Origin of the sequence: Mycobacterium sp. E2497, assembly GCF_001668695.1 — a bacterium.
Taxonomy (GTDB): domain Bacteria; phylum Actinomycetota; class Actinomycetes; order Mycobacteriales; family Mycobacteriaceae; genus Mycobacterium.
Genome location: NZ_LZKD01000134.1, coordinates 1 through 16,882 on the forward strand (window position 1 = coordinate 1; position 16,882 = coordinate 16,882).

Consider the following 16,882-nt stretch of genomic DNA (forward strand, 5'->3'; position numbering starts at 1 on the left):
GCGCCGGCGTTGTGCTGTGGCCGCCACCCTGCCCGCCGCCACACCCCACCGCTAACGCCACGACACCCGCCCCGAGCGCCGAAACAATGAAACGAATCCTCATTTCGTCTCCTTGCCAAAAGGGCGAGATCCGTATCTGTTGGTCGAAGAATAGGAGCAGTGCGAGAAACGCGGATCGATTTCCCCAACTTGCTTGCTGCTTGGCGTCGGTCTCAAGTCGTTGATCGTGCGTCTCGGATCCGCATAGGGCACCGGATGAGCCGTCCGCCGTCCAGCAGCCGGGCACGAATTAACGAATCGAACCGCACTACTCGGTGAACAACGCATTCAGCTCGTCGAAGCTCGCGGCACCGGCGAGTCCCTCGAATGACCCGTCGTCCTTCAATTTCCGCGCGGCACCTAAGAAAGCACCCCACGCGACCCGGCTGAAGGCTGAGCCGACGCTGATCCGCCGCACCCCCAGCTGTGCGAGGTCGGCCACCGTCAGCCCAGTGTTCGACGAAATCAGAACGTTGACCGGATACGGCCGCACGGCGTCGACCAGAGTGGCGATGTCCGCTTCGGTACGGACCCCCGGCGCGAACAGCACCTCGGCTCCCGCCTCGGCGTAAGCCTGTAGCCGCGTGATGGCCTCGGCGAGCGGATCGGGATGGCCGTACAGGAAGCATTCGGCGCGGCCGGTCAACACGACGTCGGCCCCCGAGCCGTCGATCGCCGAACGTGCGGCGCGGACGCGATCGGTGGCCTCGGCCAGCTCGAAGAGCGGCGCGTCGGCGATGCCCGTGCCGTCCTCGATGGAGAGCCCGGCCACGCCGGTGTCCGCACAGCGCGCCACATTCCGCGCAAGCTCGTCGGCGCCGCCGGCATAGCCGGCCTGGAAGTCCGCGTTGACGGGCACGCTGACCGCGGCGACTATTTCGGCGATGTTCTGCAGCGCCGCGTCGACGGAGAGCGCGGTCACCGTGTCCGGCAGACCGCGCGCGAAGCACAGCCCGGCGCTCGTGGTGGCCAGCGCCGGGAAGCCGAGATTTGCGAGAGCGATCGCGGAGCCCGCATCCCACGGGTTCGGGATGAGAAAGCACCCCTCTTGATGTAGCCGGCGAAACTGCGCTCCGACGCCGCCGTCTGAGTCCACAACCCGATTATGCTCGCGCTGCCACCGGCACGCCGCGCCGCCGTCGGATCGATCCGCGATGCGAAATAACTTGCGCTACTACGCTTTCGAACGAGGCATCGTCGTGCGACGCTGCCAAGCTCCGATTAACGGGCAGAGCCTCCGTTTGGAGACGGGAACCCGACGGTCGTCGTCGGCTCTCCCGGACCGGCACCCGCCGGCCCGCCGGAATCTCCACCAAGACGACTGGCCGCGAACGCCGCGCCCTGATCGATCGCTGCCGTGTTGCTCGAGTACGTGTCATGGGCGGCGAAATTCATCCCGTCGGAGCAGATCGGGTCCCCGGAGGCGCATACCTGAAGGGTCTTCGGCTGATAGAGCGGACCGATGACGACCGGCGGCTCGCCAAAGAAGTTCATCGCCTTGTCACTCGGCAATGCGAAGAGCACGACAGACGAGACGTGGTTGGCCACCTCAGGGTCCATCGGTTTGGGCACGCTCGCCGGATCGATCCCGGCCGGTACGGCAGCTGAGGTGACGAAGCCCATCACGGCCGCACCCTGGGAATAGCCGGCGAGCACCATCTTGGTATTGGGGCAGTCGTGCGCCATTGAAACGACATGAGCGCCCGCGTCCCTGACGCCCGCCTCGCCCGCGTTCGTCCAGTCGTGGGTGGCGGGGTAGTCGACCGGATATACGTCGAGCGATTTTGCGCCGACGCGGGGCCGCAGGGAATCGATGAACGCCTGTCCGGTCGGACCAAGGCCCGGCGGGTCATCGGTGCCGCGGGCGAACACCACCTGGACGTCCGGACACGGAGCGGCAGAGGCAAACGGGATCGTGGAAGTGAAGACCGAGGCGCTGACGCCCGACACCCCGACGACCGCGGGAGCAAGGAAATGGAGGACATGACGATGCGCGGTCATGGCGCTGTGTGCCCAACACATGCCATTACTAAACCACGAATTTTCGTGATTTTACGACGGCATCGACCGTCCCTCCGTGTTTGCTACTGATCGCCGCCGATGGCGCCGAGGCGCTCGCCCACCCGAGCCAGTGCCTCGTCGAAGATTTCCACCTTTTCGCCACGCTTTTCGTTGGCCGGCTGGGCGGAGCCGCGGGCGCCTTCGGCCTCCACCCGAGCCGCGCCCTGACGCCGCAACAGGCTGAAGTTCTTCTCGCGCGCTTGCCTGAGCCGGCTCTGTAATTGCTTCAGCGACTGCTCGTCCATGCGAGCGAGCGCCTCGGGATGACTCTCGCCGATCAACGAGCTTTCCTGCTGGGTCAGGTTCACGTGGTGGTTGCTCACCGTAATTTCATAGCGGTTACCGGACGCCCCGGCGCGTCGAATGCCCGGCGTCACGCCCAACCGTCACGCCAAAGCCACCTCACGTTCATCGCGAGCACTGAAGGGGTGAGGGCATGACGGCGCACCGGACGGGATCCGTTTCGAGCGGTCAGCACTGCGGGTAGCCGGGATGTCTGGTTCGCGACGAAAATGGGTTGATGCCACCTGAACAGGCGCCGCCGCCGCCTAAATCGGCGCCGGGCTGGTACCCCGACCCGTCCGGGGTCGGCCACGGGCTGCAACGGTACTTCGATGGTCTCAACTGGACCAGCGAGTATGCCTTCTCCACCGAACCGCTGAAGAAGGGCCCGCAAGGAAAGGCGGCCCTGGCCCTGGCGGCGCTGAGCGCGATGGTTCTGCTCGCCATCGTTGGCAAGACCTGGGCTTTCGACCACACGAAAGACGCCACGTCGAACAATTCGGTCACGGCGGAATCGTCGGCACCGTCCGAGGCGCCACCCTCGACACCGCCCGCCCCCAAGAAGCCGGACGGAGTCACCTTCACCACTGCCCCGGGACCGAACGGCGACGTGGTCGACGCACGATTCGCCATTCGCGACAACTACACCGAGCAGATGATCAGAGACGGCGCCCGGATGGACACCATCGACATCCTCAGGTACGCGAGAGCGACCTATCCTGACGCGTCCGCAGTGAACGTGCAGGGCACGTTCCCGATGACCGACCCGTACGGCAACACCGCGACTCACGTCGCCATCGACCTCACGTATTCGCGAGCAACGTTGAACAAGATCAACTTCGACGGCATCACCAAAGCCAGCATCTGGGAGATTCGCGACTCCGGCACCGTCCTACCGGCTTTTCAGCAGTAGGTCATAATCGCGTCGTGCCCACCGAACCGCAGCACCCACCGGCCGCGCCGAAGCCGTCGCGGGTACGCATCACGCCTGAGGACGTGGAGCGGTTCGGTGACGAGGAGCAGATGCGCTCGGCGTCGGACGAGGGTCGGCTGCGCGAGGAACGACCGCCGCATCACGGCTAGCCCGCCACCGGCCGGACGATCGGTCGGTCAGCTGGTGCCGATGCGGTCGATGTGGTTGAGGAAGTGGGTCAACACCGCGTCGGGCGCCTCAATTTGTGGCCAGTGCCCGATGTCGTCGCCGAGCATGACGACATCCGCCTCGGGGATCACCTCCGCATAGCGGCGCGCCATGTGGGCACCGGAGTTGGGGTCGACCGGCCCGTCGATCAACCGCATGGGAACCGCGGTCTGTCGCATGGCACGCACCCACCGGTTTCGGTGTGTATAGCGATCGTTGATGAACCGGCCGACCTTGTGCAGCACCCGGCGGCCGTCGTTGTAGTCCAAGATCTGATTGAAGACCTCCATCATGTGCCGGGTCGGCTTGGTGTTCGGGCCGAACATCTCGCGCAGTGTCGGCTCGAGCAGCCGACGGGACACCGGGCTGTTCTGTACATGGCTGAAGACGTCGCCCAACGGGGTGCCGGACATCAGCTTCTGCGCCGTCCTGGGTTTGTAGGCCTCGACGAACATTCCGCCGTTGAGCCAGGTGATCGAGTCGATGCGCAGCGCGTCATAGCTTTGCTGACCGAACTCATGACGAGCCAACAATTCCTGAGCGACGGAATCACCGATGTCGTGAGCCAGGATGTGCGCGTTGCGGATGTTCAGGTGCGCGAGCAAAGCTTCGTGCATGTCGGCGTGGTCTCCCACCGAGTACTGGTAGGCCACCGGTTTTTCGGAGAATCCCATGCCGATCATGTCCGGTGCAATGACGGTGAACCGTTGCGACAGCGTGGGCCAGATCCGCGCCCAGTCAAACGAATTGAAGGGATACCCGTGGATCAGCAACAGCGGAGGGCCGCTGCCCTCCACGCGGTAGAAGATGTCGAAGCCGAGGTAATCGAAGTGCTCGCCGGAGTCCAGCCAGCGTTTCAGTTCAGCGTCCATGACGCTCATCATCCTTCGCGATGCGGGCGTTCGCCCGACGGTGCCTCGTTTACGGCCGGGAACGCACCAGAGCAAAGCATCGGCGGAACCCATTGGTGAGTGGCGCCGCATCACGCCCCATAGGCCGCGGGCCACAAAGGTGAAGATTTGCTACACGCGTGTCAAGGCTTTGTTAAGCGGTGAGCCGATCTCCCGGGGAGCGAGCACCGTAGGAGTACCGCGCCACTTCTGCCCGAGCGCGCTGTGAAAGGAAGTATGTGTTCAAGCCTCTCGCGTCCGCAGTGATCCTTGCCGCCTGTGCTGTCGGACTGGCCGCACCGGCACAAGCCCAGGGCGGCTACATCGTGATCGCGGGTTCAGATTCCACCCATGCCGTCGAAGTGACGGTCGGCGGCGGCGCCGCCAGTCTGAGTGACGTCGAGACGTACGCGGTCAGTCATTGCGCCGAGAGGCACGGCGCAACCGACTGCCGCGTTCTCGCCGAGGGTCGGGGTGGCTGTGTCGCCCTGTCGGATAACGGTCAGGGCTTGGTCGGCGGCTGGGGTCCCACCCGCAATGCCGCCGGTGCCGCGGCGGCGGCCAAGGTGGTGTCAGGGCAGGCAAATGTCGATGGCACTCGCTGTGTCGTTGACCCGGAGCTCGTCGCGACTGCTCGCAACTTCTCGTTCGTGGCCACGCAATAGCGACGCCGCTCAGGCGGTGCGGCGATGGGTATCTGTCGACCAGAGATGGCCGCAATCGGAGCACTGCAGGTGCACCAGCGTCCCCTTGTTGCTGAGCAGGTATTGCCAGTGCGTGTCGCAGTTTCGCGTGCTTCGGCAATCGCCACATTCCGCGCGGTGGTCGCAGCGCGGGCAGGGCAGCCATGCGCGGCGGCTACGGTCGGCGGTCGGATCAATCGGTAACACGATCCACCGTCCGTGGGGGGAGGACGCCAGCGCGGACCAGCTGGTCGTAGATCCGCTGCTGCTCGGCGTCCAGGTCGGAGTACAGCATGTCGTAGGCCTTCTGTTCCTCGGCGAGCACGGCGACGGGGTCCCAGTCGTCACCTATCGCGTCGAGCACTGCGCTGCGTCGACGCGCCTCGTCGAGGGTCAGGTCATGAGCAAACTCAAGGTCGGCCATCATGCTCTCCCAGCCGTTAGATAAACAAACGATTGGTTAGGATGACCTCATTTATGCTGATCAAGCTATGACGGCCATCACTATGGCCCGTTGACGTTCGTCACATTCGACCCCGGGGCCTCACCCGTTGCGGCGCCGCGTTCCCGACATACGCGTTGCGGCGATGACGCGCTGTCCCGTTGCGCTGCAACCGGTTCCAGATCACGGCATGCCTGCGCAATCTTCGAGTTGTTCCGTTCTCGCACCGATGTTTACGTGCTTCGCCCGGACAATCGTCGAGAGGACCATTCGGGCTGGATGCCGGGGATTAAGGGATATTCCCGGGCGCGTTAGCGTGTAGTGATGCGCTACCAAGTGACCGACGCCGACACCGCCGAGCAGGTCGGCAGCGGCGATGTGCCCGTGCTCGCGACACCACGGCTCATTGCGTGGCTGGAAGCGGCCACAGTGCAGGCCGCTGCGCCGTTCACCGGTCCCGGCCAGACGACCGTTGGCACCGTGGTGCGCATCGAGCACCGGCGCGCGACCCACGTAGGCGGCACGGTAGAGGTCACCGCCGAGCCGGTATCGCCGGTCGACGGGCGACGTCTGACGTTCGAAGTGGAGGCGATTGACGATTCAGGACAGGTTGTCGCCCGAGGTGAAATCGATCGCGTAATAGTTGACCGGGAAAAGTTTCTCGGCCGGTGACCGAGATGCCGCGCACCATCGCGACGCGTTAGTGACCGTGACCGCGCGCCGCAGTTAAGAACCACCGGTTTCGGCAAGCGACAATTCGCACAATTCCGGTTTCGCCTCGGCGGACGGGCGCCGCACGTAGACCCACCACGTCAGCACTGACCCAACGAGATAGCACAACAAGAAAAAGCAGAACGCCGTCGTTTCTGAACCGGTGGTCAGATAGGACTGTCGGAGCGCCAGATTGATCAATACACCGCCGAGCGTGCCGACCGCGGAGACGATTCCGATCGCGGCGCCGGACATCGCACGGGCCCAGTGGCGACGCTCGGCCTCGATGGCGTACATGGATTGACTGCGTGACTCGAAGACCGCCGGGATCATCTTGTACACGGCTCCGTTGCCGATCCCGCACAAGACGAAAAGTGCCATAAAACCGACGATGTAACCGGTCATGGCGGCCACGCTCAAGGGCCCGGAGCGATTGTCGGCATGCGCGCTCACCTCGATCAGCGCGCCGATGGCAGCGATCATGGCAAACAGGGCTCCCAGGGTGACGGCGCCTCCGCCGAGGCGGTCGGAGAGCCTGCCGCCGTACATTCGGGCCAGCGACGCGAGCAGCGGTCCGAGAAAGGCGACGCGGGCGGCATGCAATGACGCCTGCAGCGCACCTTGCCCGGTGGCCATGTAGTTCATTTGCAGCACCTGGCCGAAGGCGAACGAAAATCCGATGAATGAGCCGTAGGTCGCGACGTAGAGCATCGCCAGGATCCAGGTGTCACGCTGCACCAGAGCCGCCCGCATGGGTTTGTGCTCACCGCGGGGCAGCTCCACGTTGTCCAGGAACAGTGCCGACCCGAGGGCGGCCAGTGACAACAGCACCAAATAGATCGCGCATACCCAATACGGCTGCCGGTTGCCGGCGGTCGCGAGCACTACCAGACCTATGACCTGGATCATCGGCACCCCGATGTTCCCACCGCCACCGGCAATGCCCAGCGCCGCGCCTTTGAGTCGCTGGGGGTAGAAGACGTTGACGTTGGCGATCGCCGCGGAGAAGTTGCCGCCGCCCATGCCAGTTAGCGCCGCACACACCAGATACATCCACAACGGCCGACCGGGGTTGGCCAGCAACAGGATCGTGCCAACCGTCGGGATCAATAGCACCAGCGAAGAGCACACCATCCAGTTGCGGCCGCCGAACTTGGCCACCCCCGCCGCGTACGGGATGCGCAGACAGCCACCGACGAGCGTTGCGGTGGCACCCAGCAGAAGCTTGTCGGCCGGCGAAAGGCCGTACACAGAGCTGGGCATGAACAACACCATCACCGACCAGATCGACCAGACCGAGTAGCCGACGTGCATCGCGAACACAGACCAGATCAGGTTCCGCCGAGCGACCTTCCTATTGCCGGCCTCCCAAGCCGCGAGATCCTCGGGATCCCAATTCGAAATGCGTTGCGCCCGGGTCATCGACAGTCCCCCAAAATTCCGTGATCAAAGCGGCCGACGACGACGCTAAGCACGCAAGCTCCGAGGTGACTCACGAGTAGCTGTGAGTTGACAACCAATTCAGCCCATCAGGCGCAACAACCCAGGTGAAATCGCCATTGATACAAGACAATTCTTTTTCCATAAGCCAAACTTGTTAATCAGCAACGCCTTACAGCCGCGTAGAAGGCCGAGCACGTCATTCCACCCGTCCCACGATGTGTCGGACTGTGGCTGATCGTCTTGGCGCTGGTTATGCCCGTCAATCATGACCTCGTGTGTTGGTGAATGTTGAAGTCGGTGCGGGTTCGGTGGCAGAGCCGAATTTTCGCTCCGCCGAGCAGGCGTCACCGCGTTCGTCGAACGCACGGACGCTTCTAAGGGCGGGAGCGTGTATTTTCCCGACGTCTTGTCTCAGTCTCGATACCTAAAGTAGCTCCGCGGCTATTCCGATGTCTTGCGACATCACACCGTCTGGCTGACAGATTTGAGCCTGCGACCACTTGACCCCCAGATGCGCAACCGTGCAATCGCCGTCAGCGGGTGTGAAGTGTTCCCAGCTCATACCCCATTCCCTAGCATCTGGTTACGCCCTCTGCGTCCGCAGTGATTCTTGCTCTCTGCACTGTCGGACTGGCCGCACCGGCACAGGCCCGGGGCGGCTATATCGTGATCGCGGGGTCGGACTCCACCCATTCGGACTCCACCCATGCGGTCGACGTCACCGGGGCGGCAGCCTCGCCAGCCTGGCTGACGTTGAGGCCTTAGCGATAAGTCATTGCGCCGAGCGGCGTGGCGCAACCGACCGACCAACTGGTGCACTGCCACAACAAGATGGTGATCATTGACGACACGATCGCGACCCATGTGCCCTATGCCATTGATGCGGGTTCGCGCCTCGCCGAGAGGCATTCTGCTGTCCGAGAGTTTGAGCGACAGTGCTCACGCGCGTATGCCAAGTCGGGTACCAGTGTTCGAGCTGGAAATCGGAAGTTCGGAAGTGTGTCTCACCAATTGGTAGAACGTATCGATTGAGACATCTATTTCTGAGACGAACATTTGAGACGGCGCGACCTGGACAAATACGTGCGGCAGTAAGGCAACCGGTGGTGTCTCGAATGTGGTCTATTTCGAGACCGGAACGAGTGCGGGTGAGCTGCATGTCGCAGGTTGTTTTGACGTACTGCACGAGCGCGTATGCCGGAGGCGCGAGCGGCACGCCCGTAGGTTCGCCGGTAGCCGGGTGCTGGTAGACGTAGAAGCGTTGCCGCAAGATGCCGGAGCGGCGGCACGTCTCGGCCACCGTGATGTCATCGCGCTTGGGTGCTAGCAGGATCTCCAACCATCGTTCGTTCACGCTCCGGCGTTTCACTTTCGCAGAGTGTCGGGGATGTCCCCGGAACCATCTGTCAGCTATGTGTCCGGGCTAAACACGACCCGGCATGCCCGATGCGGTCACATTAGTAATCTTCCGGAGGTGGTTTATTTCCCGCGAGCTCCTGCAGACGATCAAACAGCTCGGTCCGGGGCTTCATCCACATTGGGCCTCCGCCAGCCTTCATCCAGGCTTCCAATTCGGTGGGCCTGAAACGGCGGTCGAGATCTCCTCCGCCTTTAGCACCCAGGGCAGTTTTCACGGCAATTTTCGCTGCGCGATAGCCGACGGGGATGAACTTGACTGCACACTGATCAAACACGTCTTGTTTGAACAGGCCTTTTCCCGGCCCTGCCTCAGGACCCCAGAAAAACATCGCGTCATGTTTTTCTGGGGCGGAATACGCCGCACATACCCCTTGTACGTCCCAGATCGCACCGTATGTGCCCGTCTCGTCCTTCTTGGGCAGCACAGTGGCGTACTCGGTTGCGTCGTGTGCAAGTTGCCCCGCGACCTGCAGCAGTCTTTCCACTGGTCCGAAGCCAGTATCGTCGCCGACGCCAGGATACAGATGCATTCCAAACATCGCTTTGCGATTGTTCCATCTTTCTTGCAAGCGTTCCTCGGCACTGGGGAAATTACCCTGAAAATCAGTTGCGTTCTCGGCGCTGAGGAGCTCGTCGGCCACCGCCGTGCTCTGATGGATCAGCATGGGCACGACGGTCTGATCGAATTCCCCACGGACATGGGGCTTAGCATCGCCGATTACGTAATACCAATCCTCAGGGTGGTTCCCTTTCGGGCCGTCCGGACTGAACTCTGGGGCGCGGTATGACAGTGTCAACAACCCGCTGCGCCGGAGACGTTCGTCTTCGTTGTCGCCGGTGAGCCGTGATGGTGCCCCGACCCAGGCGAAGCATGGTTCGCCGTGGACATCGGTCGAAATGATTGGGTACAGCCGATAGGCGTTATGCGAGATCAAGTCCGCCGCCCTAATGCTCGTCGCGCGAGTGAATCCCTTTGGTTGCGGGTCGTGCAACAGCGGACAGTTCGGGTAGGGGTTTTCCTGATAGAAGTACTGCCTGTCGTGCTCGACGACGGCCACCACGCCGAAGGCAACTCTTTTGAGCCACTCGTAATTGTTGATCCAGAACTGGTAGTGCTCGTACATGTCGAAATCGTTGGCGTCGAGCTCCTCTTTGAGCCAGGCTTCTAATGTTTGGAGGAAGTCGAGGCCGAGCTTTGCGTTCTCGTCAGTCAGCTCGTTGGTGAGCGATTCACTCACCACATCCAGCGCCAGCCGGAATGCACTGGCCGTGTTCCCGATATCTACTTCATCTCCGGATTGATTGCGGGTTACGCCACGAAAGGCAGCGCAGAACTCCAAATACTGCGCGAAGACACCTCGGATCTCAAGCCATGCTAAGGAGTGGCCAAACACCACTTGGGACATTGTGAGCGCCGGACTTAACTTAAGCTTGGGGAATATCTCACTCCACGGCAGGTAGCGGTATCCGCCGACTACATAACCACCGAGGTCGAACGCGGTGCCGCTTGCCCTCCCACCACTCGTGTCCCCACTGCCGTCGTTGCCGCTGTCGTCGCCGCCACTGTCAGGGACGCTACGGAGTCCAAGAACAGGCTGTGCAGCTTTATCGGTGATCTCACTGTCGGCCTTCTTGTCGGTCTCCGCGGCTTTACCAGTGATGGCTACCTGGCTGGACTCCGCATAGCCCTTCAGCGTGTTCTGCTCGCCCTCGACGTCGGCCGTGATTTCGGCCGGAGTTTCGTCGGGAACGGCCGGGGATTCCACGCTGCCCGAAATTCCCAGAATGTTGTGCTTCAGTACTTCGATCGCCGGGCCGAGGATGCTCGGCAGTTTTGGTATGTCAACAAGCTTCGAGGGGTCAATGGGAGCAGACTTCAGCGTCGGATTGGCCGGTTCAGCCACCTGTTCGGGAGCGGCCGTTGACCATGCCTCGCCACTGAGGAACTCTTCAATGCTCTTACCGTTGAGGGCTTGCCTTGCGTTGTTCGCCCATGTCGCGGGTGGGGCTTGTGGTGGACTGCCGAACGACTGCGCGTTAAAGATCGTTTGGACGTTTTGGTCCATGTGCGTTTGCACGTATTCTGCTGCAGCTTCAGCGCTGATGAAGGGAAGGGAAGCCGCGACTCCCCCACCGATTTTGAAAACATCCTGAATAAACTTACTGTCCCTCGTCAAAGATGCTTCGAAGACCCCGTAGGCCACCAGATCTAGTCGGGCCACAAAGCCTGTCCCGAACGTCTTGTAGAAATCGATCAGATGGAACAGCAACTCCGAAAGACCGGCGCCGGTTGCGGCGTTTTTTTCGGCGGTGACGGCGGCTTGTGATACGGCGTCATACTTGTCCTGGAAGTTTTCCGTTGCGCAGTTGTAATATTCTGTGTCCGTGTTGCCTGTTTCTAATTCAATAAAGTTCGTCCACTTGCTTACTCCCGCGATCGCGGCTTTCGATGATCGAGTACACTCATTGTGCGTCTGTTTAGCGTAAAACTTTGCGGAGAAATCGGCAATTCCGGCATTCAATTTCATCGATGCCGAAGCATTCCACCCGGATGTATTTTGTGACCTGCTGTCAACACCCCCGGCCCATACATGAGTATCTTCTTGAGCATTGTGTTCATCGAAGATCAATAGACCGCGGGCGCTCAGCTTTCCCTCATCGAACGCCCGCTTTGTCAGCATTATCCTATTCATGTCGGCATTGATCGGCGTGCCGATGGCGAGTTCGTGAAACTCAGCGGGATAGTCGTCCTTCAATTCCTCGTAATCACCAGTCGCGCCGGTGTCAGCGCCATCACTGTCAACCATCGAATTTCCCCTATTCCCTCGGCCAGCGACCCTGTTCATGTAGGGCTACTACATGGGAAGTTACGCGGACCCGCAAACAGTCGAAAGGGCCGAAAGTCCCCTCCGAATCGACACGCATGCAGCCGCCGTCGGGACCCAGTGAAGCCGGAAGCAGAGGCATCGGTAAAGAAGGCGGTGATCAGCCACCTCCGCTAAATCCGGCAATGCGCATGCTGTCGTCATACCCCCTCTAGCTCGGCCATAACTGCGACTCGCTTTCGAGATTCTCTTATGTCGTCTCTTTTGAGATACCTAGTCGTACGAACCCAGCCCTTTACGAGGCTGCCCAACGGTCAGGCGGATCCGCTAATTTGGGCCGACTTCGCCGCCCTGTTGGCGACGTTGTGCGTTTATCAGGGTGACCTGTTTGATGGCGTCTGCACCGAAGTAGCCGCCAACGACCACTCCGACTAACACCGTGAAGTTTGTGACAAGATCTCTGGCCAATTGCGTCTGGTCTCCGCCGAGTTTGGAAAAGGTCGCCCAACCGACGATGACGAGGTATGTGGCAACGAATGCGGCCGCAATGGCGTCGCGCATCGAGTTCCTATCGGAACGGCCCGCCCCGCGGTAGCGCTGCAGAAGCCAAACGCCCAGAAACGTGCCAATCGCAATTACCGCAGCGCCGGCCTCTAGCGGCCCGTTCCAACCTTCGAAGCGCTTATTCAAGAACGGAGCGCCTGCCGCAACTACCACATCTCCGATCAGAAGCATCGCGGTGCCCCATCGGGCGAGACGAGACTGCCGTTGTTGTATCTGGACGGTTTGTCCACCAGCGGTTTCGCCTCGGCGCTGGACCGGTTCCTGAGCGCCGCCAACGGCCTGTCCGAGGCCGCCATCACCTGAAAAGCGGGTGCGGTTCTCCTCATCGATCCCACCCGCAATTACGTCGGCCATAATTATCTCTCCTCATCGCATTCCGGCAGATGTCACCAGCGTCCCGAGCTGGTTCGCAGTGATATAGAGGATGTCAGCTCAACACCGCTTCATGTATCAGCGATTGAGATTGACGACGAACTCTTGCACGTTGTACGGATAGTTTGGTGGGGACCACCGACTCACCAAAATCAGTGCCTGGTCGAGGGTAGAGCCGGGAACGATGTAGCCGCCGTAGTTGTTCGGAACTGAGTCTGGAGATTGGGTCGCGACGACCGTGACTGGTGTCCGGTCTGGCGACGCCAACACTTGCGTCACGTCGTCAGTCACCCGAACTTCGATATTTCCTGTGGTCGCGTTAAACGCGGATAACACGAACTTATCTTCGATTATGCGCAGGCTTAACTCGCCGAAAACGTCATTGTTGTAAACGTTCAAAGGTGTTGGGGGCACGCCGGGCTGATCCCATGCCCAGTCCGGGCCTTCGCCAACCCTTGCCCAGGCCCACCATGTGTCCCGGTTCTCAAAGGTCTCCGCACGGCAGTGATAGAGGACTACCTTGTGATCGCGGGCGAACCCGTCCGCGACGATGTACACCCAACCGTCGGGCGCCTGGCAGCCGCTGATCTGCGTTTGGTTCCCCCACTGCCAGTCGGCGCCCCTACAAGACCCGGGAACGGTCGGCCAGTACCCAGCGTCAGGGTTGATTCGTACCAGCCGCGAATCGATAGGTTGAAGGTCGACTGTCCTTGTCACCAAGGCATAGTCGATGCCGAAGACCCGGATGGTGCCGGCCGGTAATTGGCTCGGGTTACCGTGATCCACATGAGGCGGGGGCTCGGCGTAGAGGGTGCCACCTTGGCCAAACGCGCGGTCGAACTGAATTGTGTTGCTGTTAAGGGTGCCAGGCTTGACATGCAGGCCCATCGAGGGGCACCCCGGTCCGCAGCCGCAACAGTTTCCCGGGAATGTGTCGCCGGCCAGAGCAACCTGACCGCTCGGTGCTATTTCACACAGGTCCGTGGCCCCTACACCGAGCCAACCGGTGGGTCCATCGGTGCCGGCAATGATACCTAGGTTGATGGCTTGACCTCGATCGGGCTGTGGCAGCTCTGGTAGCGCCAGTAGCGCCTTAGCCTCGAAAGCCCGAGCGACCGGCGGTGTTGACCGCGCATGGCGGACGCCCCAATTGGGTGTTGTTGGTGGGTGTTTGGCCGTAATTCGCCCTGTCGTGCTCTTCGATCCGTCACCGGTGTGCCGTGCGGGTGCGGCCTTCTTGCCTGCTTTTTGGGCCATGATGATTTCTCCCCCTGATCCATCAGTCAGTTGGCATACGCCGATCTTTGAACCGAAGGGCCGGCCGAGGCTAGGGGCTTTTGTCATCGCTGTTCGGTGGAGCGAGTCAACCGCCTGATCTGCGGCGCCGTAGGCGGGTCAGCTGCTCAAAAGGTCCAGCTTTTTTCGGGGCCCAAGACGAAGCCGTGCCGTTGGGCAGTCTCATCGCCGTGGTTCTGGCGAAATTCCCTGACCAACATGCAGGCGACGACGACATCTTGCACACCGCACGTGATCTGGTCGGCGCCCATCAGGTTTCCACCAGCACCCAAGATGACCTTTTCCCCTGAGGCCAACAACTTTCCGTTCAGGTAGTCGGTGGCGGGAGTGGAGTTCTGGTCGAAGTACGCGTTGTAGTCTCCCGCGTAAACATGGTTTGCCGGACGATCAAGACCATGGATCTCCCCAAAGCAGGATGCTGCCGTACTTCCACGGTTGCTCCACATCGCACACTGCAGGCCCGTCGGGCTAGTAAACGTCGCCAAAGGATAGAGGCGCGACACATCGTGATCCCGAGACACGTCAGTGAAGCCATCCAGGTCCGGGAACCCTCGCGGTGGCGGAGCCAGAGCCGCGGTCTGGACCGAAGTGGAAGTACTAGATAACGGCTTGGACGTACTCATCGGAGCCCCTCTAGGTGCCCGACCGGCAGGGGGATGCACCGAGACTCGTACAACGACCACGACGGCGCCGGTCATGACCATCAATATGGCCAGAACGATCATGGCCCGCCCCCAGGTAACCCGGCCCATCCGCACCACGGGCTCCTCTCCGACGAGACCGACATACAACACGCTACGGTCTGCCGGGCCAGTTGCACCCCGCTCAGTGGTGATTCCGATGCGGAGTTTTGAGACTCTCATATCTCGTCAAGTTCGAGACCGCCAAACCTCGACGCCGGACCAGGCGCCGGCCGCCGAGTGTCGCAGAGTTTGCACTCCAACGTCCTCGATTCCCGCCTTCCTGGCAGCCACCTCAACGCTTCGCAGAATGTTGCGGGGGTCAACCCGCGTCCCTAGCTCGGTGGTGAAGCAAGATCGGAGTTCTGCCATGTGTTGGCAGCCCTTAGCCGCTCGGCAGCTTGGGCGGCCTTGTGCTTGCGCAGCAGCGTCACCATGCCCGGGGTCAGTGGCACCACACGCCAGGCCCTCGGTGTCTTGGGTTCCGAACACACCAGCGCCCCGCCCACCCGGTTGAGGGTGGCGGTCACCCGCAACACACCGATATCTAGATCCACCTTGTCCCAGGACAGTCCAAGCGCCTCGCCCCGTTCGACGCCAGGACGTCGAACTGCGGCGGCGGGATTACGACCTAACAAGCCATCGCGCACCGCACCGTCGAGCCCAGCGCGCAGAATCGTGTACGCCTGTCGGATGGTGCTGTCGCTTAACGCGCGCACCCGCTCCGGCGCCGTCTCCGCGTCAATACGCTTGCTGGGCTTGGTCTTTGCACGCATCGCTAGAATCAAGCCTTCGATATGCGATGGCCGCAGCCGATCAAGCCGAGTGGCACCGAACGGCTCGGGCTCCAGGTGCTTGCGGCTGAGGTTGGCGTACAACTCTTTGGTCGACGGCTTGCGATCGGAGGCAGCCAAACTGGTAGCTCGCCAATGCGCCAACCAGGCTGCCACGGTGATTGACGAGTCCTTGGGTGGCTGGCCCTCCTGGATCCTGTCGCGAACCTTGGCGAGTTCAGCCATCGCCGCTTTGCGGCTGGTGCCATAGGCAGAGACCCGCCGACGCTTTCCGGTCTCGGGATCTTCGTAGCTCAGCCGGGCTTCATATCTCCCGTCAGAGCGCTGACGGATTGTTCCGTCGTGGTTTGCTCGGCGCCCGGCCATGGATGCACTGTACGCCGACAACTGGGGGAACAAATTGGGGTCAAACCGAAGTCAGAGGGAGTCGATGTTGACGTGAAAATACCCTTGACCTGTGTCGGGCTGACAGTGTCTGGTTTCACGACATAGTTGGCAGCTGTCTCGGGACATAGTTGACACCTCGTTGTGTGTGGAGGTCGGCCATGTCCAAGGCGCAGCTCGTCATCACCGCGGTCGTGTTGGAAGGGCGCAGCAAAAGCGAGGTTGCCCGCAATTATGAGGTCTCCCGCTACTGGGTCCACCAACTGGTCAAACGCTACGAAACCGAAGGTGCAGCTGCCTTCGAGCCGCGCTCACGCCGGCCCCACACCAACCCCCGCGCCCTGGATCCTCAGGTGGAAGAACGCATCATCTGGCTTCGCAAGACCCTGCACAAACAGGGCTACGACGCCGGAGCCGCCACCATCGCCGAACACCTCGCCCGCGACTCCGCCATCACCACCGTTCCCGCAGTCGCCACCATCTGGCGCGTCCTGAGCCGACGCGGCTTCATCACCCCCCAACCCCAAAAACGGCCACGCTCAAGTTGGAAACGCTTCGAAGCCGACCTACCCAACCAATGCTGGCAAGCCGATGTCACCCACTGGCAGCTGGCCAACCGCACCAGAGTCGAGATCCTCAACATCATCGACGACCACTCCCGCCTAGCCGCAAACTCACACTCGATCCCACCCGCGACTACCAACCACGCGGAGTAAAACCCGGAAACAGCCCCACCAACAGGCCCCACATGTAAATGATGTCCCGAGACACCTGTCAACGGTGTCTCGGGACATCACAATGGTCGGGCTGACAGGATTTGAACCTGCGACCACTTGACCCCCAGTCAAGTGCGCTA

General features: G+C 61.6%; 16 protein-coding genes. 5 read left to right on the forward strand and 11 right to left on the reverse strand.

The window, feature by feature from the left end:
• Nucleotides 1–307: 307 nt before the first annotated feature.
• The 3 genes from A5713_RS11245 to A5713_RS11255 form a co-directional block, all read right to left on the reverse strand.
• Nucleotides 308–1,135 carry an oxaloacetate decarboxylase gene (locus tag A5713_RS11245; protein WP_068095507.1) on the reverse strand — a complete coding sequence of 276 codons (828 nt, stop codon included), beginning with the start codon at nt 1,133–1,135 and terminating at the stop codon, nt 308–310.
• A 125-nt stretch (nt 1,136–1,260) separates the two neighbouring features.
• On the reverse strand, nt 1,261–2,040 hold the full coding sequence (locus tag A5713_RS11250) for a cutinase family protein (protein ID WP_068095509.1): 780 nt from the start codon (nt 2,038–2,040) through the stop codon (nt 1,261–1,263).
• An 83-nt stretch (nt 2,041–2,123) separates the two neighbouring features.
• Complete coding sequence (locus A5713_RS11255; RefSeq protein WP_231980355.1) at nt 2,124–2,477, reverse strand: hypothetical protein; 354 nt, start codon at nt 2,475–2,477, stop codon at nt 2,124–2,126.
• A 143-nt stretch (nt 2,478–2,620) separates the two neighbouring features.
• On the opposite strand from A5713_RS11255, the gene A5713_RS11260 reads away from it, so the two are divergent.
• Together A5713_RS11260 and A5713_RS28725 are read left to right on the forward strand one after the other, a co-directional pair.
• Nucleotides 2,621–3,295, forward strand: coding sequence for a DUF2510 domain-containing protein (locus tag A5713_RS11260; RefSeq protein WP_068095513.1), 675 nt, complete (start codon nt 2,621–2,623; stop codon nt 3,293–3,295).
• 14 nt (nt 3,296–3,309) lie between these two features.
• Nucleotides 3,310–3,465, forward strand: coding sequence for a hypothetical protein (locus A5713_RS28725; RefSeq protein ID WP_197509110.1), 156 nt, complete (start codon nt 3,310–3,312; stop codon nt 3,463–3,465).
• A 27-nt stretch (nt 3,466–3,492) separates the two neighbouring features.
• Here A5713_RS28725 and A5713_RS11265 read toward each other — a convergent pair whose 3' ends face one another.
• On the reverse strand, nt 3,493–4,395 hold the full coding sequence (locus A5713_RS11265) for an alpha/beta fold hydrolase (RefSeq protein WP_068095533.1): 903 nt from the start codon (nt 4,393–4,395) through the stop codon (nt 3,493–3,495).
• Nucleotides 4,396–4,652: 257 nt separating this feature from the next.
• Between A5713_RS11265 and A5713_RS11270 the strand changes: the two genes are divergently transcribed.
• A complete protein-coding gene (locus A5713_RS11270; RefSeq protein ID WP_068095515.1) occupies nt 4,653–5,078 on the forward strand; it encodes a DUF4189 domain-containing protein in 426 nt (141 codons plus the stop codon).
• A gap of 211 nt (nt 5,079–5,289) precedes the next feature.
• Here the strand turns inward: A5713_RS11270 and A5713_RS11275 are convergent, their stop codons facing one another.
• Nucleotides 5,290–5,520 carry a DUF6400 family protein gene (locus tag A5713_RS11275; protein ID WP_067919722.1) on the reverse strand — a complete coding sequence of 77 codons (231 nt, stop codon included), beginning with the start codon at nt 5,518–5,520 and terminating at the stop codon, nt 5,290–5,292.
• 342 nt (nt 5,521–5,862) lie between these two features.
• Between A5713_RS11275 and A5713_RS11280 the strand changes: the two genes are divergently transcribed.
• Entirely contained in the window at nt 5,863–6,210 is a 348-nt protein-coding gene (locus A5713_RS11280; protein ID WP_068095519.1) for a thioesterase family protein, read from the forward strand.
• A 54-nt stretch (nt 6,211–6,264) separates the two neighbouring features.
• Here the strand turns inward: A5713_RS11280 and A5713_RS11285 are convergent, their stop codons facing one another.
• From A5713_RS11285 to A5713_RS11310, 6 genes are all read right to left on the reverse strand, one after another.
• Nucleotides 6,265–7,671 carry an MFS transporter gene (locus A5713_RS11285; protein WP_068095523.1) on the reverse strand — a complete coding sequence of 469 codons (1,407 nt, stop codon included), beginning with the start codon at nt 7,669–7,671 and terminating at the stop codon, nt 6,265–6,267.
• Between the two features lie 1,478 nt (nt 7,672–9,149).
• A complete protein-coding gene (locus A5713_RS11290; protein WP_156751847.1) occupies nt 9,150–11,918 on the reverse strand; it encodes a hypothetical protein in 2,769 nt (922 codons plus the stop codon).
• Between the two features lie 345 nt (nt 11,919–12,263).
• Entirely contained in the window at nt 12,264–12,854 is a 591-nt protein-coding gene (locus A5713_RS11295; RefSeq protein WP_156751848.1) for a hypothetical protein, read from the reverse strand.
• A gap of 96 nt (nt 12,855–12,950) precedes the next feature.
• The gene (locus tag A5713_RS11300) at nt 12,951–14,216 is read right to left on the reverse strand and encodes a DUF4185 domain-containing protein (protein ID WP_082972902.1); all 1,266 of its coding nucleotides are present in this window, start codon (nt 14,214–14,216) and stop codon (nt 12,951–12,953) included.
• Nucleotides 14,217–14,275: 59 nt separating this feature from the next.
• Nucleotides 14,276–14,671 carry a hypothetical protein gene (locus A5713_RS28260; RefSeq protein ID WP_156751849.1) on the reverse strand — a complete coding sequence of 132 codons (396 nt, stop codon included), beginning with the start codon at nt 14,669–14,671 and terminating at the stop codon, nt 14,276–14,278.
• Between the two features lie 512 nt (nt 14,672–15,183).
• Nucleotides 15,184–16,008 carry a hypothetical protein gene (locus A5713_RS11310; protein WP_156751850.1) on the reverse strand — a complete coding sequence of 275 codons (825 nt, stop codon included), beginning with the start codon at nt 16,006–16,008 and terminating at the stop codon, nt 15,184–15,186.
• Between the two features lie 179 nt (nt 16,009–16,187).
• Here A5713_RS11310 and A5713_RS11315 point away from each other — a divergent pair, with 179 nt between their 5' ends.
• Nucleotides 16,188–16,742, forward strand: a complete 555-nt coding sequence (locus A5713_RS11315; RefSeq protein ID WP_231980357.1) for a helix-turn-helix domain-containing protein — start codon at nt 16,188–16,190, stop codon at nt 16,740–16,742.
• The last annotated feature ends 140 nt before the right edge of the window (nt 16,743–16,882 follow it).